At 71.4% G+C, this 25,868-nt stretch carries 27 protein-coding genes and 1 tRNA gene; 17 read left to right on the top strand and 11 right to left on the bottom strand.

The window, feature by feature from the left end; all coding sequences use genetic code 11:
• Nucleotides 1–55 precede the first annotated feature (55 nt).
• From moaC to ABFX81_RS24125, 5 genes are all read left to right on the top strand, one after another.
• Entirely contained in the window at nucleotides 56–550 is a 495-nt protein-coding gene (moaC, locus tag ABFX81_RS24145; RefSeq protein WP_086845559.1) for a cyclic pyranopterin monophosphate synthase MoaC, read from the top strand.
• Nucleotides 547–1,047: a MogA/MoaB family molybdenum cofactor biosynthesis protein gene (locus tag ABFX81_RS24140; protein ID WP_086845557.1), complete on the top strand. Its 501-nt coding sequence runs from the start codon at nucleotides 547–549 to the stop codon at nucleotides 1,045–1,047. Before moaC ends, ABFX81_RS24140 begins: the two co-directional genes overlap by 4 nt.
• Before the next feature lie 23 nt (nucleotides 1,048–1,070).
• The gene (locus tag ABFX81_RS24135; RefSeq protein WP_346138749.1) at nucleotides 1,071–1,691 is read left to right on the top strand and encodes a GNAT family N-acetyltransferase; all 621 of its coding nucleotides are present in this window, start codon (nucleotides 1,071–1,073) and stop codon (nucleotides 1,689–1,691) included.
• A gap of 172 nt (nucleotides 1,692–1,863) precedes the next feature.
• The gene (gene sepX / locus ABFX81_RS24130; RefSeq protein WP_086845553.1) at nucleotides 1,864–3,057 is read left to right on the top strand and encodes a divisome protein SepX/GlpR; all 1,194 of its coding nucleotides are present in this window, start codon (nucleotides 1,864–1,866) and stop codon (nucleotides 3,055–3,057) included.
• A gap of 82 nt (nucleotides 3,058–3,139) precedes the next feature.
• A tRNA-Ala gene (locus ABFX81_RS24125) sits at nucleotides 3,140–3,213 on the top strand.
• A 73-nt stretch (nucleotides 3,214–3,286) separates the two neighbouring features.
• Here ABFX81_RS24125 and ABFX81_RS24120 read toward each other — a convergent pair.
• Nucleotides 3,287–3,763 carry a GNAT family N-acetyltransferase gene (locus ABFX81_RS24120; RefSeq protein ID WP_086845551.1) on the bottom strand — a complete coding sequence of 159 codons (477 nt, stop codon included), beginning with the start codon at nucleotides 3,761–3,763 and terminating at the stop codon, nucleotides 3,287–3,289.
• Between the two features lie 60 nt (nucleotides 3,764–3,823).
• Between ABFX81_RS24120 and ABFX81_RS24115 the strand changes: the two genes are divergently transcribed.
• Nucleotides 3,824–4,627, top strand: a complete 804-nt coding sequence (locus tag ABFX81_RS24115; RefSeq protein WP_086845549.1) for an exodeoxyribonuclease III — start codon at nucleotides 3,824–3,826, stop codon at nucleotides 4,625–4,627.
• Nucleotides 4,628–4,630: 3 nt separating this feature from the next.
• Here the strand turns inward: ABFX81_RS24115 and ABFX81_RS24110 are convergent, their stop codons facing one another.
• The gene (locus tag ABFX81_RS24110) at nucleotides 4,631–5,278 is read right to left on the bottom strand and encodes a MerR family transcriptional regulator (RefSeq protein ID WP_086845547.1); all 648 of its coding nucleotides are present in this window, start codon (nucleotides 5,276–5,278) and stop codon (nucleotides 4,631–4,633) included.
• 130 nt (nucleotides 5,279–5,408) lie between these two features.
• Here ABFX81_RS24110 and ABFX81_RS24105 point away from each other — a divergent pair, with 130 nt between their 5' ends.
• From ABFX81_RS24105 to ABFX81_RS24090, 4 genes are all read left to right on the top strand, one after another.
• Nucleotides 5,409–6,971 carry a flavin-containing monooxygenase gene (locus ABFX81_RS24105; RefSeq protein WP_346138637.1) on the top strand — a complete coding sequence of 521 codons (1,563 nt, stop codon included), beginning with the start codon at nucleotides 5,409–5,411 and terminating at the stop codon, nucleotides 6,969–6,971.
• Complete coding sequence (locus ABFX81_RS24100; RefSeq protein ID WP_346138636.1) at nucleotides 6,968–7,891, top strand: alpha/beta fold hydrolase; 924 nt, start codon at nucleotides 6,968–6,970, stop codon at nucleotides 7,889–7,891. Before ABFX81_RS24105 ends, ABFX81_RS24100 begins: the two co-directional genes overlap by 4 nt.
• Entirely contained in the window at nucleotides 7,888–8,772 is an 885-nt protein-coding gene (locus ABFX81_RS24095; protein WP_086851978.1) for a short-chain dehydrogenase/reductase, read from the top strand. Before ABFX81_RS24100 ends, ABFX81_RS24095 begins: the two co-directional genes overlap by 4 nt.
• 76 nt (nucleotides 8,773–8,848) lie before the next feature.
• On the top strand, nucleotides 8,849–9,070 hold the full coding sequence (locus ABFX81_RS24090) for a hypothetical protein (RefSeq protein WP_086851979.1): 222 nt from the start codon (nucleotides 8,849–8,851) through the stop codon (nucleotides 9,068–9,070).
• Between the two features lie 67 nt (nucleotides 9,071–9,137).
• On the opposite strand, the gene ABFX81_RS24085 is transcribed toward ABFX81_RS24090, so the two are convergent.
• Nucleotides 9,138–12,383: a S41 family peptidase gene (locus ABFX81_RS24085; RefSeq protein WP_086851980.1), complete on the bottom strand. Its 3,246-nt coding sequence runs from the start codon at nucleotides 12,381–12,383 to the stop codon at nucleotides 9,138–9,140.
• A gap of 165 nt (nucleotides 12,384–12,548) precedes the next feature.
• Between ABFX81_RS24085 and ABFX81_RS24080 the strand changes: the two genes are divergently transcribed.
• Nucleotides 12,549–13,148, top strand: coding sequence for a TetR/AcrR family transcriptional regulator C-terminal ligand-binding domain-containing protein (locus tag ABFX81_RS24080; RefSeq protein WP_086851981.1), 600 nt, complete (start codon nucleotides 12,549–12,551; stop codon nucleotides 13,146–13,148).
• A gap of 122 nt (nucleotides 13,149–13,270) precedes the next feature.
• Nucleotides 13,271–15,481, top strand: a complete 2,211-nt coding sequence (locus ABFX81_RS24075) for an MMPL family transporter (RefSeq protein WP_086851982.1) — start codon at nucleotides 13,271–13,273, stop codon at nucleotides 15,479–15,481.
• Nucleotides 15,482–15,558: 77 nt separating this feature from the next.
• Here the strand turns inward: ABFX81_RS24075 and ABFX81_RS24070 are convergent, their stop codons facing one another.
• A complete protein-coding gene (locus tag ABFX81_RS24070; protein ID WP_086851983.1) occupies nucleotides 15,559–16,698 on the bottom strand; it encodes an alcohol dehydrogenase catalytic domain-containing protein in 1,140 nt (379 codons plus the stop codon).
• Nucleotides 16,699–16,788: 90 nt separating this feature from the next.
• Here ABFX81_RS24070 and ABFX81_RS24065 point away from each other — a divergent pair, with 90 nt between their 5' ends.
• The 4 genes from ABFX81_RS24065 to ABFX81_RS24050 all read left to right on the top strand — a co-directional run bounded on the left by ABFX81_RS24065 (nucleotide 16,789) and on the right by ABFX81_RS24050 (nucleotide 18,712).
• Nucleotides 16,789–16,974, top strand: coding sequence for a hypothetical protein (locus ABFX81_RS24065; protein WP_086851984.1), 186 nt, complete (start codon nucleotides 16,789–16,791; stop codon nucleotides 16,972–16,974).
• Nucleotides 16,975–17,017: 43 nt separating this feature from the next.
• Nucleotides 17,018–17,533 carry a YbaK/EbsC family protein gene (locus tag ABFX81_RS24060; RefSeq protein ID WP_086851986.1) on the top strand — a complete coding sequence of 172 codons (516 nt, stop codon included), beginning with the start codon at nucleotides 17,018–17,020 and terminating at the stop codon, nucleotides 17,531–17,533.
• Entirely contained in the window at nucleotides 17,530–18,375 is an 846-nt protein-coding gene (locus tag ABFX81_RS24055; protein ID WP_086851988.1) for an EamA family transporter, read from the top strand. Before ABFX81_RS24060 ends, ABFX81_RS24055 begins: the two co-directional genes overlap by 4 nt.
• Nucleotides 18,376–18,436: 61 nt before the next feature.
• A complete protein-coding gene (locus ABFX81_RS24050) occupies nucleotides 18,437–18,712 on the top strand; it encodes a dsRBD fold-containing protein (protein WP_086852008.1) in 276 nt (91 codons plus the stop codon).
• A gap of 35 nt (nucleotides 18,713–18,747) precedes the next feature.
• Here ABFX81_RS24050 and ABFX81_RS24045 read toward each other — a convergent pair whose 3' ends face one another.
• The 6 genes from ABFX81_RS24045 to ABFX81_RS24020 all read right to left on the bottom strand — a co-directional run bounded on the left by ABFX81_RS24045 (nucleotide 18,748) and on the right by ABFX81_RS24020 (nucleotide 23,579).
• A complete protein-coding gene (locus tag ABFX81_RS24045; protein ID WP_086851990.1) occupies nucleotides 18,748–19,911 on the bottom strand; it encodes a serine hydrolase in 1,164 nt (387 codons plus the stop codon).
• Nucleotides 19,912–19,946: 35 nt separating this feature from the next.
• Nucleotides 19,947–20,393, bottom strand: a complete 447-nt coding sequence (locus ABFX81_RS24040) for an Ohr family peroxiredoxin (RefSeq protein ID WP_086851992.1) — start codon at nucleotides 20,391–20,393, stop codon at nucleotides 19,947–19,949.
• A 106-nt stretch (nucleotides 20,394–20,499) separates the two neighbouring features.
• The gene (locus tag ABFX81_RS24035) at nucleotides 20,500–20,961 is read right to left on the bottom strand and encodes a transcriptional regulator, SarA/Rot family (protein WP_086851993.1); all 462 of its coding nucleotides are present in this window, start codon (nucleotides 20,959–20,961) and stop codon (nucleotides 20,500–20,502) included.
• Complete coding sequence (locus ABFX81_RS24030; protein WP_086851995.1) at nucleotides 20,958–21,737, bottom strand: ATP-binding cassette domain-containing protein; 780 nt, start codon at nucleotides 21,735–21,737, stop codon at nucleotides 20,958–20,960. The genes ABFX81_RS24035 and ABFX81_RS24030 overlap by 4 nt, the downstream gene beginning before the upstream one ends.
• Nucleotides 21,725–22,486, bottom strand: a complete 762-nt coding sequence (gene cbiQ, locus ABFX81_RS24025; protein WP_086851998.1) for a cobalt ECF transporter T component CbiQ — start codon at nucleotides 22,484–22,486, stop codon at nucleotides 21,725–21,727. The genes ABFX81_RS24030 and cbiQ overlap by 13 nt, the downstream gene beginning before the upstream one ends.
• A 1-nt stretch (nucleotide 22,487) precedes the next feature.
• On the bottom strand, nucleotides 22,488–23,579 hold the full coding sequence (locus ABFX81_RS24020) for an energy-coupling factor ABC transporter permease (RefSeq protein WP_086852000.1): 1,092 nt from the start codon (nucleotides 23,577–23,579) through the stop codon (nucleotides 22,488–22,490).
• A gap of 169 nt (nucleotides 23,580–23,748) precedes the next feature.
• Here ABFX81_RS24020 and ABFX81_RS24015 point away from each other — a divergent pair, with 169 nt between their 5' ends.
• Entirely contained in the window at nucleotides 23,749–24,114 is a 366-nt protein-coding gene (locus tag ABFX81_RS24015) for an SsgA family sporulation/cell division regulator (protein WP_086852002.1), read from the top strand.
• A 16-nt stretch (nucleotides 24,115–24,130) separates the two neighbouring features.
• Here the strand turns inward: ABFX81_RS24015 and ABFX81_RS24010 are convergent, their stop codons facing one another.
• On the bottom strand, nucleotides 24,131–25,801 hold the full coding sequence (locus ABFX81_RS24010) for a penicillin-binding transpeptidase domain-containing protein (protein WP_086852004.1): 1,671 nt from the start codon (nucleotides 25,799–25,801) through the stop codon (nucleotides 24,131–24,133).
• Between the last annotated feature and the right edge of the window lie 67 nt (nucleotides 25,802–25,868).

Raw genomic sequence — 25,868 nt, 5'->3', positions numbered from 1 at the left:
CTGGTTGGGGGTACCGTGTCGCGCACAGCAGGCCGGACCGGGAGCGCCACACAGCATGAGCACGCAGGATCCCCCTACGCAGGACCGCCTGACGCACATCGACGAGGCGGGTGCCGCCCGCATGGTCGACGTGTCGGAGAAGGACGTGACCGCGCGCACCGCCCGCGCCAGCGGACGCGTCCTCGTCTCACCCCGCGTGATCGAGTTGCTGCGCGGTGAGGGCGTCCCCAAGGGCGACGCCCTCGCGACCGCGCGGATCGCCGGAATCATGGGGGCCAAGCGCACCCCGGACCTGATCCCGCTCTGTCACCCCTTGTCGGTGTCCGGTGTGAAACTGGACCTGTCGGTCGCGGACGACGCGGTGGAGATCCTCGCCACCGTGAAGACGACGGACCGCACGGGCGTCGAGATGGAGGCCCTCACCGCGGTCTCCGTCGCCGCGCTCACCGTGATCGACATGGTCAAGGCGGTCGACAAGGGAGCGGTCATCACGGACGTACGGGTGGAGGAGAAGACGGGCGGCAAGTCGGGCGACTGGAGCCGGGCATGACATACCGCGCTCTCGTCGTCACCGCCTCCAACCGGGCCGCCGCCGGGATCTACGAGGACAAGGGCGGCCCGCTGATCGCGCACGGCCTGAAGGGCTTCGGCTTCCAGGTCGACGGCCCCCAGGTCGTCCCCGACGGCGACCCGGTGGAGGCGGCCCTGCGCGCCGGTGTCGAGACCGGCTACGACGTCATCGTCACCACCGGCGGCACGGGCATCTCGCCCACCGACCGCACGCCCGAGGCGACGCGCCGGGTGATCGACCACGAGGTCCCGGGCATCGCCGAGGCCATCAGGGCGTTCGGCAGGGAGAAGGTGCCGACCGCGGCGCTCTCCCGGGGGCTGGCCGGAGTGGCGGGCGGGACGCTGATCGTCAACCTGCCCGGCTCCAGCGGCGGTGTGAAGGACGGCCTGGCGGTCCTGGAGCCGCTGCTGGTCCACGCCGTCGAGCAGCTCCGCGGCGGTGACCACCCCAGACCCGGCACTGGGGGTGCGAGCTGAACAGCCCATCCTGGCCCGTCGAGCTGGTGGACGGCGACATCGTCCTCAGGCCGATAAAGATGCGCGACCAGCGGGCGTGGCGCGAGGTCAACCGACGCAACCGTGACTGGCTGCGCCCCTGGGAGGCGACCATTCCGCCGCCCGCGCCCGGCGGGCCGCTGACGCATCGCCCCACCTTCCGCCAGATGGTCCGCCACCTGAGGTCGGAGGCGAACGCCGGCCGGATGCTGCCCTTCGTCATCGAGTACCAGGGGCGGCTGGTGGGGCAGTTGACCGTGGCCGGAATCACCTGGGGCTCGATGTGCTCGGGGCACGTCGGCTACTGGGTGGACGAGGGGGTGGCCGGCCGCGGGGTGATGCCGACGGCGGTGGCGCTCGTCGTGGACCACTGTTTCCGCACGGTCGGGCTGCACCGCATCGAGGTCTGCATTCGCCCCGAGAACGGGCCGAGCCGCCGGGTCGTGGAAAAACTCGGATTCCGTGAGGAGGGGATCAGGCCGCGTTATCTCCACATCGACGGGGCCTGGCGGGACCACCTCGTCTTCGCGCTGACGGCGGAAGAGGTGCCGGACGGGTTGCTGAGGCGCTGGCACCGGGCACGATCGCAGAGTAATCCGGGAATCCGGCGCCACCCCGGGAATTGAATATATGTTCGAAATTGATCGACCGGTGACCGCCTCAGGTCATTGAATTCCCGGCCTCGTCGGTCTGCTGATCGCATCGGTCACAAAAAAAGTTCGAAATATCAGCCAGATCGTGCGACACACCGGCTCAATTGGCAGATGGCCTCACGCAAACCCCTCTACCGTGTGAGGCGTGAGCAGCAGCGGCCTCATCTACGCAGTCATTGTCGGGGCCTGGGCCGCCTACTTGGTGCCGATGTGGCTCCGTAGGCAGGACGAGCTGAACGAGGCCCGTCCGACGGAACGCTTCAGCACCGCCATCCGGCTTCTGTCCGGAAAGGCGGCCATGGAGCGCCGGTACGCCAGGGACCTGCGGGCGCGCTCCGCCGACGAGGGGGAGCAGGGCGCCGACGACCTGGACGCCGTCACCGACTCGGTGGACGTCCGGGCCTTCGCCGTGTCCAAGACGCGTCCGCAGACCCAGGCCCCCATCCCGTCGCCCGCCCCCGAGCAGCCGGCCCGTCCGGCACCCGGACCGGCGAGTGCCGAACGCGGACGGGGGCCCGTGCCCGCCGCCCGGCGCGGCGCGACGCCCCAGGCGAACAAGGCGAACGAGGCGGCCGCAGCGCGGGCCCGGCGCTCGAAGGTGCTCGCGCGCCGTCGGCGCACCACCACCATGCTGTTCCTCGCCTTCACCCTCGGCGCGATCGTCGCCGCCGTCGGGGGCCTCGCGTTCCTGTGGGCGCCCGGTGTGCCCGCCGTCATGCTCAGCGTGTACATCGCGTACCTGCGCTCCCAGGAGCGCCGCCGCTTCACCTACCAGATGGACCGCCGCCGGGCCGAGGCCGCGGCCCAGAGGCTGCGGGAGCACCAGCGGCAGCCCCGCCGGCGCGCCTCCGCCGACGAAGCGTCCGACGACCCGGAGGAAGGACCCGGGTCGGCGACCGACCCCGGTCTGTCGGCCCTCGCGGCGGACCGGCGCGCACTCGTCGAGCAGACCGACCACGCCGAGTGGGTCGACCAGCAGCGCGAGCGGCAGCGGCGGCCGGGGCAGGGCGACAGCTGGGAGCCGGTGCCGGTGCCCCTGCCGACCTATGTGACCGCACCCGTCGCGCCCCGGGCCACCAGCGACGTGGACCTGGGAGCCCCCGACACCTGGAGCTCCGCGCGGTCGAGCGCCGTCACTCCGGACCACGGGGACGCCCCGGCCCCCGCCGGCGGCGCGGACCCCGGCGAGGCGGAGCACCGCGAGCAGGACAGGGCGGACGGCGACGGGCGCAGTGACGCCCGCCGCGCGGCCTCCGCACGGCGGGCGCGGGAGCGCGGCCGCACGCCGCTGTTCGACCAGTACGAGGACGGGGGCCGGCCCCGGGCCGCCAACGAGTAGCCCGCGAAGCCGCAGGTGACCGCCCCTCGGGAACGGATTTCCAAGCAGGCCGATCGGGGTGCTAAAGTTTCACTCGTTGCAAGGGCCTGTGGCGCAGTCCGGTAGCGCACCTCGTTCGCATCGAGGGGGCCAGGGGTTCAAATCCCCTCAGGTCCACGCAGCTTCGAGCCCCTGTCGGCGAAAGCCGACAGGGGCTCTGCTCTGTTCCCAAGCGTCTGTTCCCCGGCGCTCAGAGGCTCTTCGCGAAACACCGGCTCGACTCGTAGTGCCGGTAGTAGCCGAACTTGGCGCACGGTTCGTAGCCGCTGGACGTGTACAGGGCTATGGCCTCCGGCTGCTTGAGGCCCGTCTCCAGGACCATGCGGATGCGGCCGGCCGCGCGGGCGTCCTCCTCCAGGGCGGCCAGGATGCGGCGGGCGAGGCCCCGGCCGCGCATCTGCTCGATCACGTACATGCGCTTGACCTCGGCGTCGCCGTCCAGGTTGCCCTCGTCGTTCGCGTCCTGAGCGCGCCAGCCGCCCGAGGCGACGGGGGTGCCTAGCTCGTCGTACGCGATCAGATAGATGCCGTTCGGCGGTTCGAAGTCCGAAGCGGCCATGACCGTCGCGTCGCCGTCGTCCCCGTAACGGACGGCGTACTCGGCCTGGACCTGGTCGTTCAGCTTCACGGCGTCGGGGTGGTCGAAGGAGACCCGGCGTATATGCATGCGGGCTACCGTATTCGATCCGGAACTGGACCTCGTCCAGCGTGCCGGTATCGTGCCGGGGTGCTCACTGTGACCTCTGTGAATGTGAACGGGCTGCGTGCCGCCGCGAAGAAGGGCTTCGTGGGGTGGCTGGCGCAGACCGATGCCGACGTGCTGTGTCTTCAGGAGGTGCGGGCCGAGCCGGAGCAGTTGCCCGAGCACGTCCGCGATCCCGAGGGCTGGCATGTGGTGCACGCGCCGGCCGCCGCCAAGGGACGGGCCGGGGTGTCCTTGTACAGCCGGCGTGAGCCGGACCGGGTCCAGGTCGGGTTCGGGTCCGCCGAGTTCGACGGCAGCGGCCGGTATGTCGAGGCGGACCTGCCGGGGGTCACCGTCGCGTCCCTGTATCTCCCTTCGGGTGAGGTCGGGACCGAGCGGCAGGACGAGAAGGAGCGCTTCATGGGCGAGTTCCTCGCCTATCTGAAGGGGCTCCGGGAGCGGGCCGCCGCCGAGGGGCGCGAGGTGCTCGTCTGCGGCGACTGGAACATCGCCCACCAGCGGGCCGACCTCAAGAACTGGCGCGGCAACACCAAGAGCTCCGGGTTCCTGCCCGAGGAACGGGAGTGGCTGTCCCGGGTCTTCGATCCCGCGGACGGCGGGTACGTCGACGTCGTACGCGCCCTGCACCCGGACACCGAGGGGCCGTACTCGTGGTGGTCCTACCGCGGGCGGGCCTTCGACAACGACACCGGCTGGCGGATCGACCTCCACGTGGCCACCCCGGGGCTCGCCGGGCGGGCGGTCAAGGGGTTCGTCGAGCGGGCCGCCACGCACGCGGAGCGGTGGTCCGACCACGCGCCGGTGACCGCCGTCTACGACCGCTGAGCGTCAGCCTCCGCCCCCGCGCATCCTGCGGTCCATGGCCAGGGACAGCTCCGCCTCCACCACGCTCCGGGCCAGCGGGCGCAGTCGGGGCAGGTCGTCCTCGGTGGCGTGGCGCAGGACCAGGCCGGTGAAGAGTTCGGCCAGGGCGTCGGCGTGGGTGCGGACCTGCTTGGCCGCGCCGAGGACCTCCGCGAGGGGGATGCCCTCGCGGACCAGGGCCGAGGAGACGTCCAGGAGGCGGCGGCTGATGTGGACGATCTCGTTGCCGTCGGTGCCGAGGTAGCCGAGCTCCATCGCGGCGGCGAGGTTCTCGGGGGTGGCCTCGCCCGCGAAGTGGTCGGCGAGTTCCTCGGGGGTGAGGTGGACCGGCTCCTCCTCGGTGGGGGCGCCGACGCCGAGCAGGTCGCCGACGTCCCGGCCGTGGTCGAAGGCCTCCGCCAGCTCCGCGATGCCGCTGAGGGTGTGGCCGCGTTCCAGCAGGGCCGTGATCGTGCGCAGCCGGTTCAGGTGCTGGTCGTCGTACCAGGCGATACGGCCTTCCCGGCGAGGTGGCGGGATCAGCTTGCGTTCGCGGTAGAAGCGCAGGGTGCGCACCGTGATCCCGGCCAGGCGGGCCAGTTCTTCCATGCGGTATTCACGCTTCTCGGCCACCTGGGCACCTTAAGGCGTACCGAGGGTAACTTTCCTCGACGGCCCCCTACCCATCAGTACGTCACTGCCCTACTCTCCCATTGCGCCAGTGTTCACTGGCATGGTTCTCGTGGTGTGTGGAGGTGTCGGCATGGGCGAACGCGAACACGAACGCGAGCATGTGCGGGTCGCGGTGGTCGGTTCCGGGTTCGGCGGGCTGGGGGCCGCCGTGCGGCTGCGCCGCGAGGGCGTCACCGACTTCGTCGTCCTGGAGCGGGCGAGCAGCGTCGGCGGGACCTGGCGCGACAACAGCTACCCGGGGTGCGCGTGCGACGTGCCGTCGCATCTGTACTCGTTCTCCTTCGCGCCCAACCCCGACTGGCCGCGCACCTTCTCGGGGCAGGAGCACATCCGCGCCTACCTGGAGCACGTGACGGACGTGTTCCGGCTGCGGCCGCACATCCGCTTCGACTCGGAGGTGAAGCGGATGACGTGGAACGCCGAGCGGCTGTGCTGGGACATCGAGACCAGCAGCGGGAGCCTGTCGGCGGATGTCGTGGTGTCCGCGACCGGGCCGCTGTCCGATCCGAAGGTGCCGGACATCCCGGGACTGGACTCCTTTCCCGGCAAGGTCTTCCACTCCGCCCGCTGGGACCACGACTACGACCTGCGCGGCAAGCGCGTCGCGATGGTGGGGACCGGGGCCTCGGCCATCCAGATCGTGCCGGCCGTCCAGCCCGAGGTGTCGCGGCTCACGCTCTTCCAGCGCACCCCGCCGTGGGTGATGCCCCGCGTCGACCGGGCCATCAGCGACGCCGAGCGGTGGCTCCACCGGCAGCTGCCCCTCACCTCGCAGCTGCGGCGCGGACTGCTGTGGGGCATCCGGGAGTTGCAGGTCCAGGCCTTCACCAAGCGCCCGAACGAACTCGGCTTCGTCGAGCAGCTGGCCCGGCGCAACATGGCCCGGGCCATCAAGGACCCGGCCCTGCGGGCGAAGCTCACCCCGGACTACCGCATCGGCTGCAAGCGGATCCTGCTGTCCAGCGACTACTACCCGGCGCTCGCGCGGCCCAATGTCGACGTGGTCGCGAGCGGGCTGGCCGAGGTCCGCGGATCGACCCTCGTCGCCGCCGACGGCAGTGAGGCCGAGGTGGACGCGATCGTCTTCGGCACCGGCTTCCACGTCACCGACATGCCCATCGCCGACCGGGTCGTGGGCGCCGACGGGCGGACCCTCGCCGAGACCTGGAAGGGCGGCATGGAGGCCCTGCGCGGCGCCTCCGCGGCCGGCTTCCCCAACTGGATGACGATCATCGGGCCCAACACCGGCCTCGGGAACTCCTCGATGATCCTCATGATCGAGTCCCAGCTGAACTACCTGGCCGACTTCGTACGCCAGCTCGACGTCCTGGGGGTCCCCCCAGGCCCTTCGGGCTCTGGGGGAGGCCGGGTCGCCCTCGACGCCCGGCCGAGCGCCGTGAGCGCCTGGAACCACCGGGTGCAGGAACGCATGAAGCGGACCGTGTGGAACACCGGTGGCTGCACCAGCTGGTACCTCGACGCGAGCGGCCGCAACACCACCATCTGGCCCGGTACGACAGCCGAGTTCCGGCGGGCGACGCGGCGGGTGGATCTCGCGGAGTACGACGTTCTGCGGGCCCCCGTGACGACGACCGGGAAGGGTGCCGAGCAGAAGGCCGGGGTGGACGCGTGAGCCGCCTGTTGTCCGTCGATTCCGGCCCCTACGCCCCGCCCGCCCCCGCGCGCGAACTGACCGCCGTCTCCGCCGACGGCGCCCGGCTGCACGTCGAGGTCCACGGGCCCGAGGGCGCCCCAGCCGTCGTCCTCGCCCACGGCTGGACCTGTTCCACCGCCTTCTGGGCCGCGCAGATCCGCGACCTGGCCGCCGACCACCGGGTCGTCGCCTACGACCAGCGCGGACACGGACGCAGCCCCGCGAGCCCGGCGTGCAGCACCGACACCCTCGCCGACGACCTGGAGGCCGTACTCGAAGCCACCCTCGCGCCCGGCGAACAGGCCGTGGTCGCCGGGCACTCCATGGGCGGCATGACCGTGATGGCGGCCTCCGGGAGGACCGCCTTCCGCGAGCACACGGCCGCCGTCCTGCTGTGCAGCACGGGCAGTTCGCAGCTGGTCGCGGCCTCCACCGTCGTCCCCATGCGGCCCGGACGGCTGCGGACCTGGCTGACCCGGCGGATCCTGGGCTCCCGGGCGCCGCTCGGCCCGGTCACGCCCCTGGCCCGCCGGATCCTCAAGTACGGCACGATGGGCCCCGGTTCGGCCCCGCACATGGTCGAGGCCTGCGCCCGCATCGTGCACGCCTGCCCCCGCAAGGTCCGCCACACCTGGTCGCACGTGCTGGACCTGCTCGATCTCGACCACGGTGTCCGGGAGTTGGACGTGCCCACCGCCGTCGTCGTCGGTACGGCGGACCGGCTGACGCCGCCGGTGCAGGCCCGGGCCCTGGCCGCCGCGCTTCCGCACTGCACCGGGCTCACCGAGCTGCCCGGCATCGGCCACATGACGCCCGTCGAGGCGCCCGAGCTGGTCACCGGGAAGATCCGTGAACTCGTCCACGCACACATCCAGGTCGTATCCGAGGAGAGCGCATGAGCAGGGTGAGCCTCGAAGGCAGGGTCGCCGTGGTGACCGGGGCGGCGCGCGGCGTCGGGGAGTTGCTGGCCCGCAAGCTCTCCGCGCGCGGCGTGAGGATCGCGCTGGTCGGGCTCGAACCGGACGCGCTCAAGGAGGTGTCCGCGCGGCTGCACAGCGACAGCGACCACTGGCACGCCGACGTCACCGACCACGAGGCGATGGCCCGGGTCGCGGAGGAGGTAAAGGAGCGCTTCGGCAGGGTCGACATCGTCGTCGCCAACGCCGGTGTCGCCACGGGCGGTCCGTTCGCCGACTCCGACCCGGAGTCCTGGCGGCGGGTGATCGAGGTCAACCTGGTCGGCTCGGCGGTGACGGCCCGTGCCTTCCTGCCGATGCTGCTGGAGAGCCGGGGGTATCTGCTCCAGATCGCGTCCCTCGCGGCGATCACGCCGGCGCCGATGATGACCGCGTACTGCGCGTCCAAGTCCGGAGTGGAGGCGTACGCGCACAGTCTCAGCGCCGAGGTCGGGTACCGGGGTGTGAAGGTCGGCGTCGGGTATCTGTCGTGGACCGACACCGACATGGTGCGGGGGGCCGACCAGGACGACGTCATGCGGGAGTTGAGGCAGCGGCTGCCCTGGCCGTCCAACAAGACGTACCCGCTGGGCCCGGCGGTGGACCGGCTCGTGGCCGGGATCGAGCGCCGGTCGAGCCATGTCTACGGGCAGTGGTGGCTGCGCGGGATGCAGGGCGTGCGCGGATATCTGCCCGGGGTCATCGGGACGGTGGGCCAACGGGAGATGCGGCGGTTCGCGGACCGGCTGACGGGCATGCGCACGGGCCTCGTCGGGGCGGGCGGAGCGGCCGATGAGCAGCAGCGGACTACGTTCCGTAAGTGATCGACATGCAGAGCGTCACGGCTCGTGTGAATCTGGTCGAGCCAGATCCCCTCACCCCCAACGGGAGTGAACCCACATGGGTATGAAGGACCAGTTCCAGGAGAAGTCCGAGCAGTGGCAGAACCAGGCCCGGCAGAAGGCGGACCAGGCCCGCGAGCAGATGCAGGGCCGTGGCCGCCGGCGTGACGAGGACATGGACCCCTCGCAGCCGCAGCCGCAGCCGCAGCGCGACCGTGACCGCGACCGCGAGCGTGAGCGCGAGCAGGAGGACCGCTTCGACCAGGACTACGACGCCTGACGTTGCGTGCTTGAAGGGAAGGGGTGCCCCGCACGGGGTGCCCCTTCCGCACGCCCTGGGCCTTGGTTCAGCTCCTTGGCGGCAGCTTCGGACGGGAGCGGTCCGGTACGTCGCTGTAGGTCGGCGGTGTCGCCGGCGGATTGGTCTCCAGCAGCCCGAGCGCCAGATCCACGGCGTCGGTCAGCTGGGCATGACGGCCCTCCGCCCAGTCCAGCGGGGTGCGCAGGACGTCGATGTCGGGGGCGACGCCCTTGTTCTCCACCGACCAGCCGTAGGCGTCGAACCAGGCGGCGTTCATCGGCACCGTGATGACCGTGCCGTCCCCCAGCTCGTGCCGGCCGGTCATGCCGACCACGCCGCCCCAGGTGCGCTGCCCCACCACCGGGCCCAGCTTCAGCAGTTTGAACGCGGCGGCGATCATGTCGCCGTCGGAGGAGGTCGCCTCGTCCGCCAGGGCCACCACCGGGCCCCGCGGCGCGTTCGAGGTGTACGACACGGGCTGGGCGTCGCGGGTCAGGTCCCAGCCCAGGATCGTGCGGCTCAGCGTCTCGACGACCAGCTCGCTGATGTGGCCGCCGGCGTTGCCCCGCACGTCCACGATCAGCGCGGGCCGGGACACCTCCATACGCAGATCACGGTTGAACTGCGCCCAGCCCGAACCGCCCATGTCCGGGATGTGCAGATAGCCGCACCGCCCGCCGCTCAACTCCCGCACCACCGAACGGCGTTTGGCCACCCAGTCCTGGTAGCGCAGCGGCCGCTCGTCGACGAGCGGGACGACGGCGACCCGCCGGGGCGGGCCCGCGCCCTCCGCGGGTGAGAAGGTCAGCTCCACCGTCGTACCGCCCGCGCCCGCCAGCAGCGGGTACGGGCCCGCGTCCGGATCCACCGGTCGGCCGTCGACGTGGGTCAGGACCGCCCCCTCGCGGATGCCCGTGCCGGCCAGCGGGGAGCGGGCCTTGGAGTCGGAGGAGTCGCCGGGCAGGATCCGCTTGACCGTCCAGCCGCCCTCCCGGCGTACGAAGTTGGCGCCCAGCAGGCCCTGCCGGCGCTGGTAGTGCGGCGGGCCCTCGTTGCGCCGGGCGGCGGTGACGTACGCGTGGGACGTGCCCAGCTCGCCCAGCACCTCGCGCAGCAGGTCGGCGAACTCGTCCGGGGAGGCGACCCGTTCGACCAGCGGACGGTACTGGTCCAGCACCCCGGCCCAGTCGATGCCGCACATGCCCGGCTCCCAGAAGTACGCCCGGATCAGCCGCCCGGCCTCCTCGTACGCCTGCCGCCACTCCGCCGCCGGGTCGACCACGTGCAGGATGCGGCGCGCGTCGATCCACACCGTCGTGTCGGCGTCACCGGGCTCGGTCGCGGGCACCGCGCGCAGCTCGCCCTCGTCGACGATCACCAGCCGTGTGCCGTCGCCGCTGACCGCGAAGAAGTCCAGGTGCACGGCGAGTTCGGACTTCTTGGCCTTGGTGATGCCGAAGTGCTCCAGGGTCGGCCGGCCGCTGGTGTCGTCCGGGTTCGCGAAGGTCTCGCCCAGCGCGCCCGAGATCGGCCAGCGCAGCCACACCAGCCCGCCGCCCGCCACCGGGTACAGCGCCGAGTACTTGGAGGCGGCCACCGGGAAGGGTGTGACCCGGCTCTCCAGCCCCTCGACCTCGACGATCACGGCGCCGCTCTCCCCGTTCTCGTCGTCCTCCACCGGGTCCAGGCCCCCGGCGGCCGGGCGGCCTTCGGGGTTCACCGCGAAGGGGGAGGGCGTCGCGGAGGACAGCGGCACGAGATACGGGCGGCAGCCCAGCGGGAAGGACAGGTCGCCGGTGTGCACGTCGTAGACCGGGTCGAAGCCGCGCCAGGAGAGGAAGGCGAGGTAGCGGCCGTCGCGCGTGAAGACCGGGTTCTCGTCCTCGAAACGGCCGTTGGTGACGTCGACGACGAACCTGTCCCCTTCTGCCGTTCCGCCGAGCCGGGCCATCTTGATCTGCCGCAGCGTCCGCCCGATCCCCGGATGCGACCAGGTCAGCCACGCCCCGTCCGGGGAGAACGCGAGGTCGCGCACGGGCCCGTTGATCGACCGGATCAACTCGGTGACCTCACCGACGGACTCCTCGGTCACGTCCACGAGCAGCAGTCGCCCGTCGTGCGAGGCGACCGCCAGCCGCTCGCCCTCCGGGTCCGACACCAGCTCCCGGACCCGGCCCAGTTCCCCCGAGGCCAGTCGCCGTGGCCGGCGGTCGCCGCTCGCCCGGGGCAGGGAGGCGATCTCGATCGCGTCCTCGCCCTCCGCGTCCGTCACGTACGCCACCCGCCCGCTCGCGCCGAGCATCTCCGGCATCCGCACCCGGACGCCCGGGGTGTCGGTGAGCGTGCGGGCCGGCCCGTCCCGGTGGGTGAGCCAGTACAGGCTGCCGCGTACGACGACCGCGCTCGCCCGCCCGGTCTCGTCGACCGAGATCCCGTCGACGTGCTGGGCGGCGGCCACCTGGTACGGGCGCCGCCCCGCGCGCGGGCCGCTCAGCCGTACGTCCAGCCGGCGCGGTTCGGCGTCCGGTGACAGATCGTCGACCAGCCACAGGTCGCCCGCGCACTGGTACACCACCCGGGTGCCGTCACTGGAGGCGTGCCGGGCGTAGAAGGCGTCGTGGTCGGTGTGCCGGCGCAGGTCGGAGCCGTCGTAGGCGCAGGAGTACAGGTTGCCGACGCCCTCGTGGTCGGAGAGGAAGGCGATCCGGCCGCCGACGAACATGGGGGAGTGCAGATGGCCGCCGAGATCGGCCAGCAGCCGTTCGCCGTGCAGCCACAGCCTGCCCGTGGCGCCGCCCCGGTAGCGCTTCCAGGCGGCCGGCTCGTGCGGCGGGGTGCCGGTGAGGAGGAGGGACTTGCGCTCCCCGTCCAGATCGGCGACCTGGATGTCGGCGACCGGCCCCCAGGGCAGCTTGCGGCCCGGGTCGCCGTCGGGGGAGACCTTGTAGGCCCAGGTGAAGTACGAGAAGGGCTCGCCGTGCGAGGCCACGGCCAGGATCTCGCCCTCCGGGGTCCAGCCGCAGACCCGGGTGTCGGCGCTGCCCCAGTGGCTCACCTGCCGGCCCGGACCGCCGTCCACCGGAACGAGATGGACCTCGGGCACCAGGCTGCGCCAGCTCGTGCACGCGAGGTGGCGGCCGTCGGGCGAGAAGCGGGGGTGGCCCACCTTGGTGCGGTCGACGGTGAGCCGCCAGGCGCGGCCGGGGCCGTCCACCGGGGCGAGCCAGAGGTCGTCCTCGGCCACGAAGCACAGCAGGTCGTCATGGAGGTGCGGCAGACGCAGATAGCTCACCTCCCCATGCTTTGCCCGGGGGCGGACCGGAGCAAGTTATGACAAACCGGCGGGCGTGCCATCTCGTGACCCAGGACACGTACGAAACGGTTTCGTTCTCATATGAGGTTGCGCTACATTCGTGACGTACGAAACCGTGTCGTTCGGAGCAGGAAGGTGAGCGAGATGGCTGAGGCCGCCACCGTGCGTCGCAGTCGGATCACGCCCGAGCGTGAGGCCGAGCTGTACGCGGCCGTGCTCGACCTGCTCCGCGAGGTCGGCTACGACGCCCTCACCATGGACGCCGTGGCCGCTCGCACCCGGTCCAGCAAGGCGACGCTCTACCGCCAGTGGGGCGGCAAGCCGGAGCTGGTGGCGAAGGCGATCCGGCACAACAAGCCGGGCAGCATCGCCGACGTCGACACGGGATCCCTGCGGGGCGACCTGCACGCCCTCACCTCCCGTGAGGACGACTGCACCATGCAGCAGAACGCCGCGCTGATGCGCGGTCTGTTCATGGCGGTGCACGGCAACCCGGACCTGCTCCAGGCGTTCAAGGAACTGCTCATCGAGCCCGAGATGGAGGAGTTCCACCGGGTGGTGCAAAGAGCGGTCGACCGCGGTGAGGTCCAGGCCGGCCGCCCGGCGCTGGACTACATCGTGCACATGCTGGTCGGCGCGTTCGCCACGCGCACGCTGATCGACGACCGGCCGCCGACGCAGGAGTTCCTCACCTCGTACATCGACGCCGTGGTCCTCCCCGCCCTCGGCGTTCCCGTCGACTGACGACTTCCCCGTCGACTGACGATTCCCTGACCTAGCCCTCCACCTGACGTCACCGCTCACGTCGTCGGGCTGACCAGCCCTGCCCAGAAACAACCCCACGACCTGACCGGGAGTACGCCCTCGTGGCCACATTCCTCTACAAACTCGGCCGGATGTCCTTCCGGCGGCGGCACTTCGTCGCCCTGATCTGGGTGGCCCTGCTGACCCTCGCCGGTGTCGGCGCGGCCAGCGCCCCCGCCGCGGGCAACAGCTCGTTCTCCATCCCCGGCACGGAGGCGCAGAAGGCCTTCGACCTGCTGGAGCAGCGCTTCCCCGGCACCAGCGCCGACGGAGCCACCGCCCGTGTCGTCTTCAAGGCGCCGAGCGGCGAGAAGATGACCGACCCCGGCAACAAGGCGACCGTCCAGGAGACCGTCAAGGAACTCGCCGACGGCTCCGAGGTCGTCCGCGTCACCGACCCGTACCAGGCGAAGGCCGTCAGCAAGGACGGCACGATCGCGTACGCGCAGGTCTCGTACGAAGTCTCCGGCATGGAGCTGGAGGACTCCTCCCGCGACGCCCTGGAGGACTCCGCGCAGGACGCGCGGAAGGCCGGGCTGACCGTCGAGGTCGGCGGTGACGCGCTCCAGACCGTCCCGCACACCGGCACCACCGAGATCATCGGCATCGCGGTCGCCGCGGTCGTCCTCGTCATCACCTTCGGCTCGCTGATCGCGGCCGGTCTGCCGCTGCTGACGGCGCTCATCGGCGTGGGCATCGGCGTCTCCTCGATCACGGCGCTGGCCAGTGCGCTGGACCTGGGCTCGACGACCTCCACCCTCGCGATGATGATCGGCCTCGCGGTCGGCATCGACTACGCGCTGTTCATCGTCTCCCGCTATCGGGCCGAACTCGCGGAGGGCCGTGACCGGGAGGACGCGGCGGGCCGGGCCGTCGGCACGGCGGGCTCCGCGGTGGTCTTCGCGGGCCTCACGGTCGTGATCGCCCTGGTAGGCCTCTCCGTCGTCAACATCCCGATGCTGACGAAGATGGGCGTCGCGGCGGCGGGCACGGTGGCCATCGCGGTGCTGATCGCACTGACCATGATCCCGGCGCTGCTCGGCTACGCGGGCCGGAAGGTGAAGCCGGCGGGGGAGAAGGGCAGGCTGCTCGGCCGGGCCAAGGCGCAGGAGAAGCAGGACAAGCCGGTGAAGCCGAACCTGGGCACGCGCTGGGCGAGCTTCGTCGTCCGCCGCCCGGTCGCGGTCCTGCTGCTCGGGGTCATCGGCCTCGGCGCGGCGGCCGTCCCGGCGGCGAGCCTGGAACTGGGCCTGCCGGACGACGGCTCCCAGCCCACGTCCACCACGCAGCGCCGCGCCTACGACCTCCTCTCCGAGGGCTTCGGACCGGGCTTCAACGGCCCGCTGATGGTCGTGGTCGACGCGAAGGCCAGCGACGACCCGAAGGCGGCCTTCACGGCGGTCGGCGACGAGATCAAGGGCCTCGAGGACGTCGTCACGGTCACGCCGCCGGCGCCCAACAAGGCCGGCGACACGGCGACGATCACCGTCATCCCGGACTCCAAGCCGTCGTCGGTCGCGACCGAGGACCTGGTCCACTCCATCCGCGGCAAGGGCGCCGGGATCAAGGCCGACTCCGACGCGAACGTGCTGGTCACGGGGCAGACGGCGATGAACATCGACGTCTCCGAGAAGCTGAACGACGCCCTGATCCCCTACCTGGTCCTGGTGGTCGGCCTGGCCTTCCTCCTCCTGATCGTGGTGTTCCGCTCGATCCTGGTCCCCCTGAAGGCGGCCCTCGGCTTCCTCCTGTCGGTGATGGCGGCCCTCGGCGCCGTGGTCGCGGTCTTCCAGTGGGGCTGGCTGGCGGGCCTGATGGGCGTCGAGCAGACCGGCCCGGTCATGTCGATGATGCCGATCTTCATGGTGGGCGTGGTCTTCGGCCTGGCGATGGACTACGAGGTCTTCCTGGTGACCCGGATGCGGGAGGCCTACGTCCACGGCGAGAAGGCCGGCCAGGCGGTCGTGACGGGGTTCCGGCACGGCGCCCGGGTGGTGACGGCCGCGGCGGTGATCATGATGGCGGTCTTCGCCGGCTTCATCGGCTCGTCCGAGTCCATGGTCAAGATGATCGGCTTCGGTCTCGCGATCGCGGTCTTCTTCGACGCGTTCGTCGTCCGCATGGCCATCGTCCCGGCCGTCCTGGCCCTCCTCGGCCGCAAGGCCTGGTGGCTGCCCAAGTGGCTGGACCGGGCGCTGCCCAACGTGGACGTGGAGGGCGAGGGGCTGCGCTCGGCGTCCGGGGATCAGGACAAGGAACTGGTGCGCGCCTGACCGCGTCCTGAGAGACCGGCCGGTGAGGGCCCCCTGGGGACGGGGAGCCCTCACCGGCTCTTGTCATGCCGGCTCTCTCATGCGTGCGGGTGGAGGACGACCTTGGTGTAACCCTCGACGCGCTTGTCGAACTTCTCGTACGCCGTCGGCGCCTGGTCGAGAGGAAGCTCGTGCGAGACGACGAAGCTCGGCTTCGCACGGTCCTCGATGATCAGGTCACGCAGGTGGCGGTTGTACCGCTTGACGTTGCACTGGCCGGTGCCCATCCGGAGCCCCTTCTCGAAGAGGCGCCCGATGGAGACCATGAGCATGCCCTGCTTCGCCTGCTCGTCCGGTCCGCCGGGGTCGCGCGGGACGTACAGGCCGGGCACGCCGAGCGCGCCCGTCGGCCGGACCGTCTCGACGAGCGAGTTCAGTACGGTCGCCGGTTCCTCGCGGTCCTCGCCCTGCGCCTGCGCCTGGTAGCCGACGGCGTCGATCCCCTTGTCCGTGCCCTGGCCGTCGGTCTGCTCCTTGATCTGCTCCGCCGGACTGCCCTGCGTGAAGTCGATCGGCACGGCACCGATCTCCCGCGCCTTCTCCAGCCGCTCCGCCACGCGGTCGACCACGAACACCTTGCTCGCGCCGCGCAGCATCGCGGAGTACGCGGCCATGAGCCCGACCGGGCCGCCGCCGTAGACCGCGACGCTGTCACCGGGACGCACGTCGGCCAGTTCGTTGCCGTGGTAGCCGGTCGGGAAGATGTCGGCGAGCAGGACGAAGTCGGTCTCCTTCTCGGTGCCCTCGGGGAGCTTCAGGCAGTTGAAGTCGGCGTAGGGCACGCGCACGTACTCCGCCTGGCCTCCCACATAGGGCCCCATCGCGACGTAGCCGTAGGCGCCGCCGGCGAAGCCCGGGTTCACGGTCAGGCAGAAGCCCGTGAAGCCGGCCGTACAGTTCTTGCAGAAGCCGCATGCCACATTGAAGGGCATGACCACCCGGTCGCCGCGGCTGAGCGAGGTGACTCCCTCTGCCGCCTCCTCGACGACCCCGAGGTTCTCGTGACCGAACACGATCCCCGGTTCCGCGGCGGTACGGCCCTCGTACATGTGCAGGTCCGAGCCGCAGATGGCGGTCGAGGTGACACGGACGATCACGTCGTTCGGGTGCTGGATCCGTGGGTCCTCCACTTGCTCTATCGCTACCTCGAAGGGGCCTTTGTACACGACAGCCCTCATCGTCACGCACCTCCAATTGTGCCGTGGGTCATATACCAGGCTGGTGCATGATGAGACGATTTGCATCTACAGAGGGAAGGAAGTAGGGCCTTGTCACGACGTATCGGCACATTGCTCGTAGCGGTCCCCGGCCTGTCGGGCATCGTCTATCCGGAGGGAACGCGCGTGACCATCCAGGGCACCGGCGGGTCCGTCGACGGTTTCGTCGACGGGGACTGGCTGCCGCTCGCGTGGTGGGAGTTCGCGGACGTCCGGCCGGAGGACGGCACCGGCTGAAACCACCTCGCGTGCTCCGTACACGTACCGCTAGCGTGCCCGCATGACGACGACAGCCGCCACGGGCGCCGAGAACCCCGAAGTACACCCCCGTTTCGCCGAGGCCCTGCGGGAGCTGGGGATCGAGGACCTCGCACGTCAGGTCCGCCGGTTCCCCGAAGCCACCCGTACCGCCGCCGAGGCCGCCGCCGCGCTCGGGTGTGAGCTGAGCCAGATCTGCAAGTCGCTGATCTTCGCGGCGGACGGTGTGCCGGTACTGGTGCTCATGGACGGGGCCTCCCGGGTCGACCTGGAGCTCGTGCGGAAGGAGCTCGGGGCGGAGAAGGTCACGCGCGCCAAGGCCGATGTCGTGCGGGAGACCACCGGGTACGCCATCGGCGGGGTGCCGCCCTTCGGTCACAGGACGAAGACGCGCGTGCTCGCCGACCGGTCCCTGCTCGGGTACGACGTCGTCTGGGCCGCCGCCGGGACGCCGTACACCGTGTTCCCCATGGCGCCCCGCGACCTCGTCGGCCACGCCGGCGGCACACTCGTGGACGTGCGCGAGCTCTCCGCGTGACGCCCCTGGTCACCGCCGCCGTCCTGCTCGCCGCCGTCACGCACGCAAGCTGGAACGCCATCGCCCACAAGATCACCGACAAGCTGGCCGGGTTCGCGCTGATCTCGGGCGGCGGGGTGGTCATCGGGCTGGCCCTGGCGCCCTTCGTGGCGTTTCCGGCGGCCGGGGCATGGCCGTATCTGCTCGGTTCCGCCGTCATACACATCGCCTACTACGCGCTGCTGATGAAGTCCTTCCGGCTGGGCGACTTCGGGCAGGCCTATCCCATCGCGCGCGGCACCGTGCCGCTCGTCGTGACCGTGCTCGCCGCCGTCTTCGCGCACGAGGTGCCCGACGGGTGGGCCGCCGCCGGTATCGCCCTGTCGTGCGCGGGGCTGACCGGCGTCGCCGTGTGGGGACTGCGCGGGCGCCGGCCCGACTGGGCGGCGATCGGAGCGGCCCTCGCGACCGGTGTGACGATCGCGGTGTACACCGTCGTCGACGGCCTCGGCGTGCGCGCCTCCGGTTCCTCCCTCGGATACATCGCCTGGCTGATGGCGGTCCAGGGAGTCGTGATCCCCGCCTACGCCGTGAGCCGCTGGAGGAGGGGGACGGTCGCCGTTCTCCGGCCGTTCGCCGGGATCGGGCTCATCGGTGCAGCCCTCTCCGTCACCGCCTACGCCCTCGTCCTGTGGGCCCAGACCAGGGCCGAGCTCGCGCCCATCGCCGCCCTGCGCGAGTCGTCGATCATCGTGGGCGCCGCCATCGGGGCCGTTTTCTTCAAGGAGCGGTTCGGGGCGCCGAGGATCGCGGCGGCCGGACTGCTCGTCGTCGGGATCGGGCTGATGCTGCACGCCGGCTAGGGGGGTGCGTCCAGCCGGTGGGAGGAGCACCCTGGAACTAAGTGTTCCGGAGGTGATCGTCATGATGCACACCACAGTGGGGTGGCACGTCGAGATGGAGTTCCGGGAGGACGACCAGCGCACCCAGGCAGTGGCGCTGGTCCGGCTGCCCGACGGCACCGAGGTACGGGCGCACGGGCACGCGAGCCGGCACCGGACCGACGCCAATCAGCCCAGAGTCGGGGAGGAGATCGCCGGCGCCCGGGCGCTCAACGAGCTCGCCATGCGACTGCTGACCAAGGCCCACGAAGAGATCGACCAGGCGTCGGGGCGGACCTCCCACCCGATTCACGTCTAGAGACGTCCAGGAGGTGCCCGGAGCCTCCGAGACGTCTAGATGTCCAGCGCCCCCCGCACCGCGCGCACCAGCCCCTGCGCCCGCGGATCCGCCGTGACCGTCTTGCGGAAGCCGTTGGTGACATAGCCGAACGCGATCCCGGTGTCCGGGTCGGCGAAGCCGAGGGCGCCGCCGCGGCCCGGGTGGCCGAAGGAACCCGGCGTGAGGAAGGGGGAGGCGCTGCCGTGCAGCATGTAGCCGAGGCCGAAGCGGGTGCCGACCACCAGGACGCGGTCGGGGCCCGCCGACTCCTCGCCCCGGGCCAGGTCGATCGTCTCCGGCGTGAACAGGCGTGAGGCGCCGGCGGTGTCGCCGATCAGCGTCGCGTAGAAGCGGGCCAGTCCGTCCGCCGTCGCGATGGCGTTGGTCGCGGGGAGGGCCGCCGCGCGGTAGGCCGGGTCGTTCTGGTCCGGGAACGGGGTGATCGCCGCGAAGGCCCGGCGGGTCAGGGAAGCCGGGTCCGCGTAGGCCTCGGTGACCGAACGCTTCGGGCGGGCGCGCAGGCCGCCGGCCGGCTCGGGCCCCTCGACGCGGCCCACGCGTCCGACCCGGCCGGCCTCCGCGTCCGGCAGGCCCAGCCAGAGGTCCAGGCCCAGCGGGCCGGTGATCTGCGACGCGAGCCATGCGCCGGTGCCCTGCCCCGTCACGCGTCGCACCAGTTCGTCGAGCAGCCAGCCGTAGGTGAGCGCGTGGTAGCCGTGCCCGGTGCCCGGTTCCCAGGCGGGGGCCTGCGCGGCGACCGCCTCCGGGCCCCGGAGCGGGTCGAGGGCCTGCTCGGGGGTGAGGGGATGGTCGAGGACGGGGAGGCCGGCCCGGTGGTTCAGGACGTGCCGGACCAGTACCCGCTCCTTGCCCCGCGCCTTGAACTCCGGCCAGTAGTGGCCCACCGGCGCGTCGAGGTCCAGTTGCCCGCGCTGGTGCAGCAGCAGGAGTACGGCGGCGGCGACACCCTTCGTCGCCGAGCGCACGACCTGGGCGGTGCCGCGCTCCCAGGGGTCCGTGCCGTCGACGTCCTTCGTGCCGGCCCACAGGTCGACGACCCGCTGCCCGTCCCGGTAGACGGCGACCGCCGCGCCCCGCTCCCCGAGCGCGCCGAAGTTCCGTACGAACGCGTCCCTGACCGGCTCGAAGCCCTCGGCCACTGTGCCGTGCACGTCCACGTCCGTACTCCTCGTCTCGCCGACTCGATCCCCTCTCAACCAAGCACGATCGTCACGTCGATGTTCCCCCGGGTCGCGTTCGAGTACGGGCAGACCTCGTGGGCCGCGTCCACCAGCTTGCCCGCGAGGCCCGGGTCGAGGACGGGGAGCGAGACACTCAGGGCGACCGCGAGGCCGTAGCCGCGCTGCTTGTTGGGGCCGATGCCGACCTTCGCGGACACCGTGGAGCCGGTCAGGTCGTACCCCTCCCGGTTGCCGACGAGGATCAGCGCGTTGTGGAAGCAGGAGCTGTAACCGGCCGCGAAGAGCTGTTCCGGGTTGGTGCCGTTGCCGTCGCCGCCGAGCTGCGGGGGCATCGCGACCTTGAGGTCGATCCGGCCGTCCTGGCTGGTGACATAGCCCTCGCGGCCGCCGTGGGCCGTGGCCTCGGCGACATACATGATCTTCGTCGGGCGGGTGTCGACGGCGGCGGCGTCAGTCATGGCTGGATCCCCCAGAACAGGTGCGCACTAATACATCGCGCACAAGGTACCGGCCAGTAGGGAAGCGTCTGCCCAGCAGGGGGTGATAACCGCGGGTAACGGGTGATCAGTGCGGGCGGTTCGGGGCCGTCTGCGATGTCTCCGCCAGCCGCCACAGCTCCTCGCGCAGACGCGCGACCTCCGGTGCGGCGAGCCCCGTCGCCGCGAGCAGGGCGCCCGGTACGCCCTGCGCGCGCTCCCGCAGCTCCTCCCCGGGCCCGGTGCAGGCGACCAGCACCGAGCGCTCGTCGTGCGCCGCGCGCTCCCGGCGGACGAGCCCCAGGCTCTCCAGCCGCTTGAGCAGCGGCGACACCGTGCCGTAGTCGAGCCTCAGCGCGGCGGCCAGCTCCTTGACCGTGGTCTCCCCGCGCTCCCACAGGACCAGCAGGACCAGGTACTGCGGATAGGTGAGGCCGAGCTCGTCGAGGAGGGGGCGGTAGGCGGACGTCACCGCCCGCTGGGCCGCGTACAGCGCGAAGCACAGCTGGTCGTCCAGCAGCAGCGAGCCCTCGGTCTCCTCGTTCGTCACGCGCCCATTGTCACCGAACGCGGATCGAAACCGAACGGCAGCTCCAGCCGGTGGGCGCGCATCAGTTCCTCGTCGGAGAGCAGCTCGTCGGTCGGGCCGTCCGCCGCGATCACGCCCTCGCTGAGGATCAGGGAGCGCGGGCACAGCTCCAGCGCGTACGGCAGGTCGTGCGTGACCATCAGCACGGTCACGTCGAGGGAGCGCAGGATGTCGGCCAGTTCGCGGCGGGAGGCGGGGTCGAGGTTGGAGGAGGGCTCGTCGAGGACGAGGATCTCCGGCTCCATGGCGAGCACGGTCGCCACGGCCACCCGGCGGCGCTGGCCGAAGGAGAGGTGGTGCGGCGGGCGGTCCTTGAACTCCGCCATGCCGACCCGCTCCAGCGCCCGGTCCACGCGCTTCTCCAGCTCCGGCCCCTTGAGCCCGGCCGCGGCGGGCCCGAACGCCACGTCCTCCCGGACGGTCGGCATGAAGAGCTGGTCGTCCGGGTCCTGGAAGACGATGCCGACCCGGCGCCGGATCTCCGCCATGTGCCGCCTGCCGACGGGCAGCCCGGCCACCTTCACCGTGCCGGTGCCGCCGGTCAGGATGCCGTTGAGGTGGAGCACGAGGGTCGTCTTGCCGGCGCCGTTCGGGCCGAGCAGCGCGACCCGCTCGCCGCGCGCGACGGAGAAGTCGACGCCGAAGAGGGCCTGGTGCCCGTCGGGGTAGGCGAAGGCCAGACCGGCCACGTCCAGCGAAGGGGCCGGTGAAGGGGTCACATCAGTCACAGGGTCCATCCCAGCAGACACACGACGAGGGCGGCACAGGGCAGGGCGAGGGCGTACGTCCACTGCGCCCGGGACGCGGTCACCTCGTCGATGACCGGCATGGAGCCGGCGTACCCGCGGCTGACCATGGCCAGGTGCACGCGCTCGCCGCGCTCGTAGGAGCGGATGAACAGGGCGCCCGCGGACTTGGCCAGGACGCCCCAGTGCCGGACGCCCCTCGCCTCGAAGCCGCGCGACTCCCGGGCGATCCGCATGCGCCGCATCTCGTCCGTGATGACGTCGCCGTATCGGATCATGAAGGACGCGATCTGGACGAGGAGCGGCGGGAGCCTGAGCCGCTGGAGGCCGAGGAGGAGTTCGCGCAGCTCGGTGGTGGCGGCGAGGAGGACGGAGGCGGCGACACCGAGCGTGCCTTTGGCGAGCACGTTCCAGGCGCCCCACAGGCCGTTGACGCTCAGGGACATGCCGAGGACGTCGACCCGCTCGCCCTCCGCCACGAACGGCATCAGCACCGCGAACGCGACGAACGGCACCTCGATCAGCAGCCGCCTCAGCAGGAACCCCGCGGGTACGCGCGCGACGTACGCCACAACCCCGAGCAGCACGGCGTACAGCGCGAACGCCCACATCGCCTCGCGCGGCGTCGACACCACGACCACCACGAAGGCGAACACGGCGGCGAGCTTGGTGTGCGGCGGCAGGCCGTGCACGGGCGAGTGCCCGTGCCGGTAGAGCTTGTGCGCGTGCCCTGCTCCCATGTCAGACGCTCGTCGTGCTTGTGGTGCGCGTCGTGTCGGTCGTGTCCGTCGTGTCCGACGGGGACGTGTCGTCCGAACGGCGACGGCGTACGGCCCAGAAGACCGCGCTGCCCGCGACGACCGTGACGCCGACGCCGATGACACCCGCCAGCCCGCCGGACAGGCGGGCGTCGTCGACGTCCTCGACGCCGTAGTCGGCGAGCGGGGAGTCGGCCACGGCGTGCTCCTCGGCCTTCTTGTCGATGCCGTGGTCGGCGGCGACCTTCTCCAGGCCGTCGGGGTCGGCGGAGGCGTAGAAGCTGACGAACCCGGCCAGGACCAGGGAGGCGGCCAGGCCCGCCGCCCACACCTTGCGGTGCGAGGTCCGGGCGGCCACGGGGGCGGGTTCCGGCTCGGCCTGTGACGCGTCGACGAGTTCGCCGTTCACCCGCAGCTTGAGCTTCTGCGTGAGGCCGCGCGCCCCGTACACCAGGTCCGGGCGTACGGCGATGACCGAGCCGACGGTCAGCGCGGTGATCGCGGCCTCGCCGATGCCGATCAGGACGTGCACGCCGACCATGGCGGTGGCGACCTTGCCGATCGACACGTCGGTGGTGCCGCCGATCGCGAACATCAGCGTGAAGGCCAGGGCGGAGGCCGGCACGGAGACCAGGGCGGCCACGAAGGAGGCCACGGTGACCGACCGGCGGGTGCGGGGCAGCACCTTCACCAGGCCGCGGAAGAGGGCGTAGGCGACGACCGTGGTGACGATCGCCATGTTGGTGATGTTGACGCCGAGCGCGGTCAGGCCGCCGTCCGCGAAGAGGATGCCCTGCATGAGCAGGACGACGGAGACGCACAGGACCCCTGTGTAGGGGCCGACGAGTATCGCGGCGAGCGCACCGCCGAGCAGATGGCCGCTGGTCCCCGCCGCGACGGGGAAGTTCAGCATCTGCACCGCGAAGATGAACGCGGCGACGAGTCCGGCCAGCGGTGCCGTCCGCTCGTCGAGTTCCCGGCGCGCGCCGCGCAGGCTCACGGCGATGGCACCCGCGGCGATCACACCGGTGGCGGCGGAGGTGGGCGCGTTGATGAATCCGTCAGGTACATGCACCGTTCGATGATGTGGCTAGATGCGAACGATTTGCAAGAGCGTGATGCTCGTTTTATCTCATCCGTGATATGTCCGGCCTCCAGGGGCGCAATCCGGAAAATATGCGACATTGGAAGGGAAGTGGACGCACAGTCTCCACGCAGGTAGCGCACGGTGAAAGGCCCGTCGGATGTCCGTAGTCGAGCAGTACGCGCGAGCCCACATCGTCACGGATGCGGACATCCCACTAGACGCGGAGCGGGAAGCGGTCCCGGTCACGCTGCGCTACGACCCCGAGCGGGACCCGGGCGCCGTACGGGTCGGGCTGCCCGGAGCCGGGGCGCGCGAGTGGACCTTCGACCGCCGGCTGCTGGAGGAGGGGCTGCGGGCCCCCGCGGGCAGTGGTGAGGTCCGGGTGTGGCCGTGCGGCCGGGTGCAGGCCGTCGTGGAGTTCCACTCCGCGCAAGGGGTGTCGGTGGTGCAGTTCGAACGGCAGGCGCTGCTGCGGTTCCTGCGGCGGACGTACATGGCCGCCGCGGAACCGGTCACTCACTGAGCATCGACCCCGGGGCTCAGCCGCCCGTCTTCAGCAGCGCCGCCACGATCGGCCCGGCCGTCTCGCCGCCGTGGCCGCCCTGCTGGACCACGCCCGCGGCCGCCAGATCACCCCGGTAGGCGGTGAACCAGCCGTTCGGCTTCTTCTGCCCGTCGACCTCGGCGGACCCGGTCTTCGCGCCGGCGTCGCCGCCGACCCCGGCCATCGCCTCCGCGGCCGTGCCGTAGTCGGCCGTGTACGACATCAGCTCACGCAGCTGGGACAGCGTGCCGGCCGACAGTGTGCGCGAGGCCGTCGCGAGCTTGCGGCCGTCCACGTCCGGGGAGACCAGGTACGGCTGGCGGAAGGTGCCGGACTTGACCGTCGCCGACACCGACGCCATGTTCAGCGGGTTCATCCGGACCCCGCCCTGCCCGATCAGCGAGGCACCCATCTGGGCCGCCGACTGCACCGGCACCGCCCCGTCGAAGGACGGCACACCGATCGCCCAGTTGTTCAGCCCCAGGCCGAAGACCTGCTGGGCCTGCTTGGTCAGGTCGTCGTCCTTGAGCTTGGGCGCCTGGCTGATGAAGGCCGTGTTGCAGGAGCGGGCGAAGCTCGCCTTGAACGTGCCGTTCTTGATCTCGAACTTCTTGTCGTTCTGGAACTTCCAGTGCCCGTACGTGAAGTACTTCGGGCACGGGTGCTTCTTGTCCGCCGAGGCCAGGTTCTTCTCGAGCAGCAGCGACGCGGTGATGACCTTCATCGTGGAGCCGGGCGCCAGGGAACCCTGGAAGGCGGTGTTGAAGCCGGGCGAGGCGTTGGCGGCGGCCAGGATCTCACCGGTCGAGGGCCGCACCATGGCCACCGACGACCGGGCCTTCTTCGCGACCTGCTTCTCGGCCGCCGCCTGGAGGGCGGGGTCCAGCGTGGTCTTCACCGTGCCGGGCGTGCCCTTGCTCAGCTCCAGCAGGGTCTTGTCGGACAGGTCGTCCGACTCGGCGGACTTCCCGCGCTCGACCCGGAGCTCGATGCCGGCCTTGCCGCCCGCCTTCTTGCCGTACTTCTCGCGCAGCCCGTCCAGGACGGGCCCCAGCGAGGCGTACTTCTTCTCGGTCAGCTCGCCGCCGTCCCGGTCGAGCGCCTTGACCGGGGGTGTGCCCGCCTCGCCGGTGACCAGCTTGTCGCCGTCCTCCAGATCGGGGTGGACGACCGCGGAGTGCCAGTCGACCAGCGGCTTTCCGTCGCTCGTGCGGCGGACGACGGTCAGCGCGCTGTCGTACGCCAGCGGCTTCTCGGTGTCCTTGTACGACACCGTGGCCTTGACGGAGAACGGCACCTTGTCGCCCGCGGGCGTGCCCGGGGTGAGGGTGACGTCCTTGATGCGGGCGTCCTTCGTGTAGCCGGTGAGCAGGGACTTCGCCGCGGCCGAGTCGTCCGTGGCCGCGGCGGCCTCGGTGACCTTCCCCGACTGCCAGGCGGTGAGGAAGGCCTTGGCGGTGGTGGTGACCTCGGTCGCCGACAGGGGCCCGGTCTTCACCTCGGGCTTCTGGTCGGTGGAGGCCGCCCGGGTGCCGTCGTCGGCCGACGCGCCGCCGTACAGCGCGTAGGCGCCGAGCCCGGCACCGCCGACGACCACGGCGATCATCCCGCCGATCACGGCGGGCCTCGTCTTCCCTTGCTCGGCGACGCGCCTTCTGTTGCCCACAGCTGTTCGTTCCTCCACGAATTCCCAGGGTCCCCGTTGCCCTCGGCAGTCCCAACGACGGCCACCA

Origin of the sequence: Streptomyces coeruleofuscus, assembly GCF_039532725.1 — a bacterium.
GTDB classification, from domain to species: Bacteria; Actinomycetota; Actinomycetes; order Streptomycetales; family Streptomycetaceae; genus Streptomyces; species Streptomyces coeruleofuscus.
The sequence above is the reverse complement of the archived record's forward strand: the minus strand, read 5'-3'. Positions and strand labels throughout refer to the sequence as shown.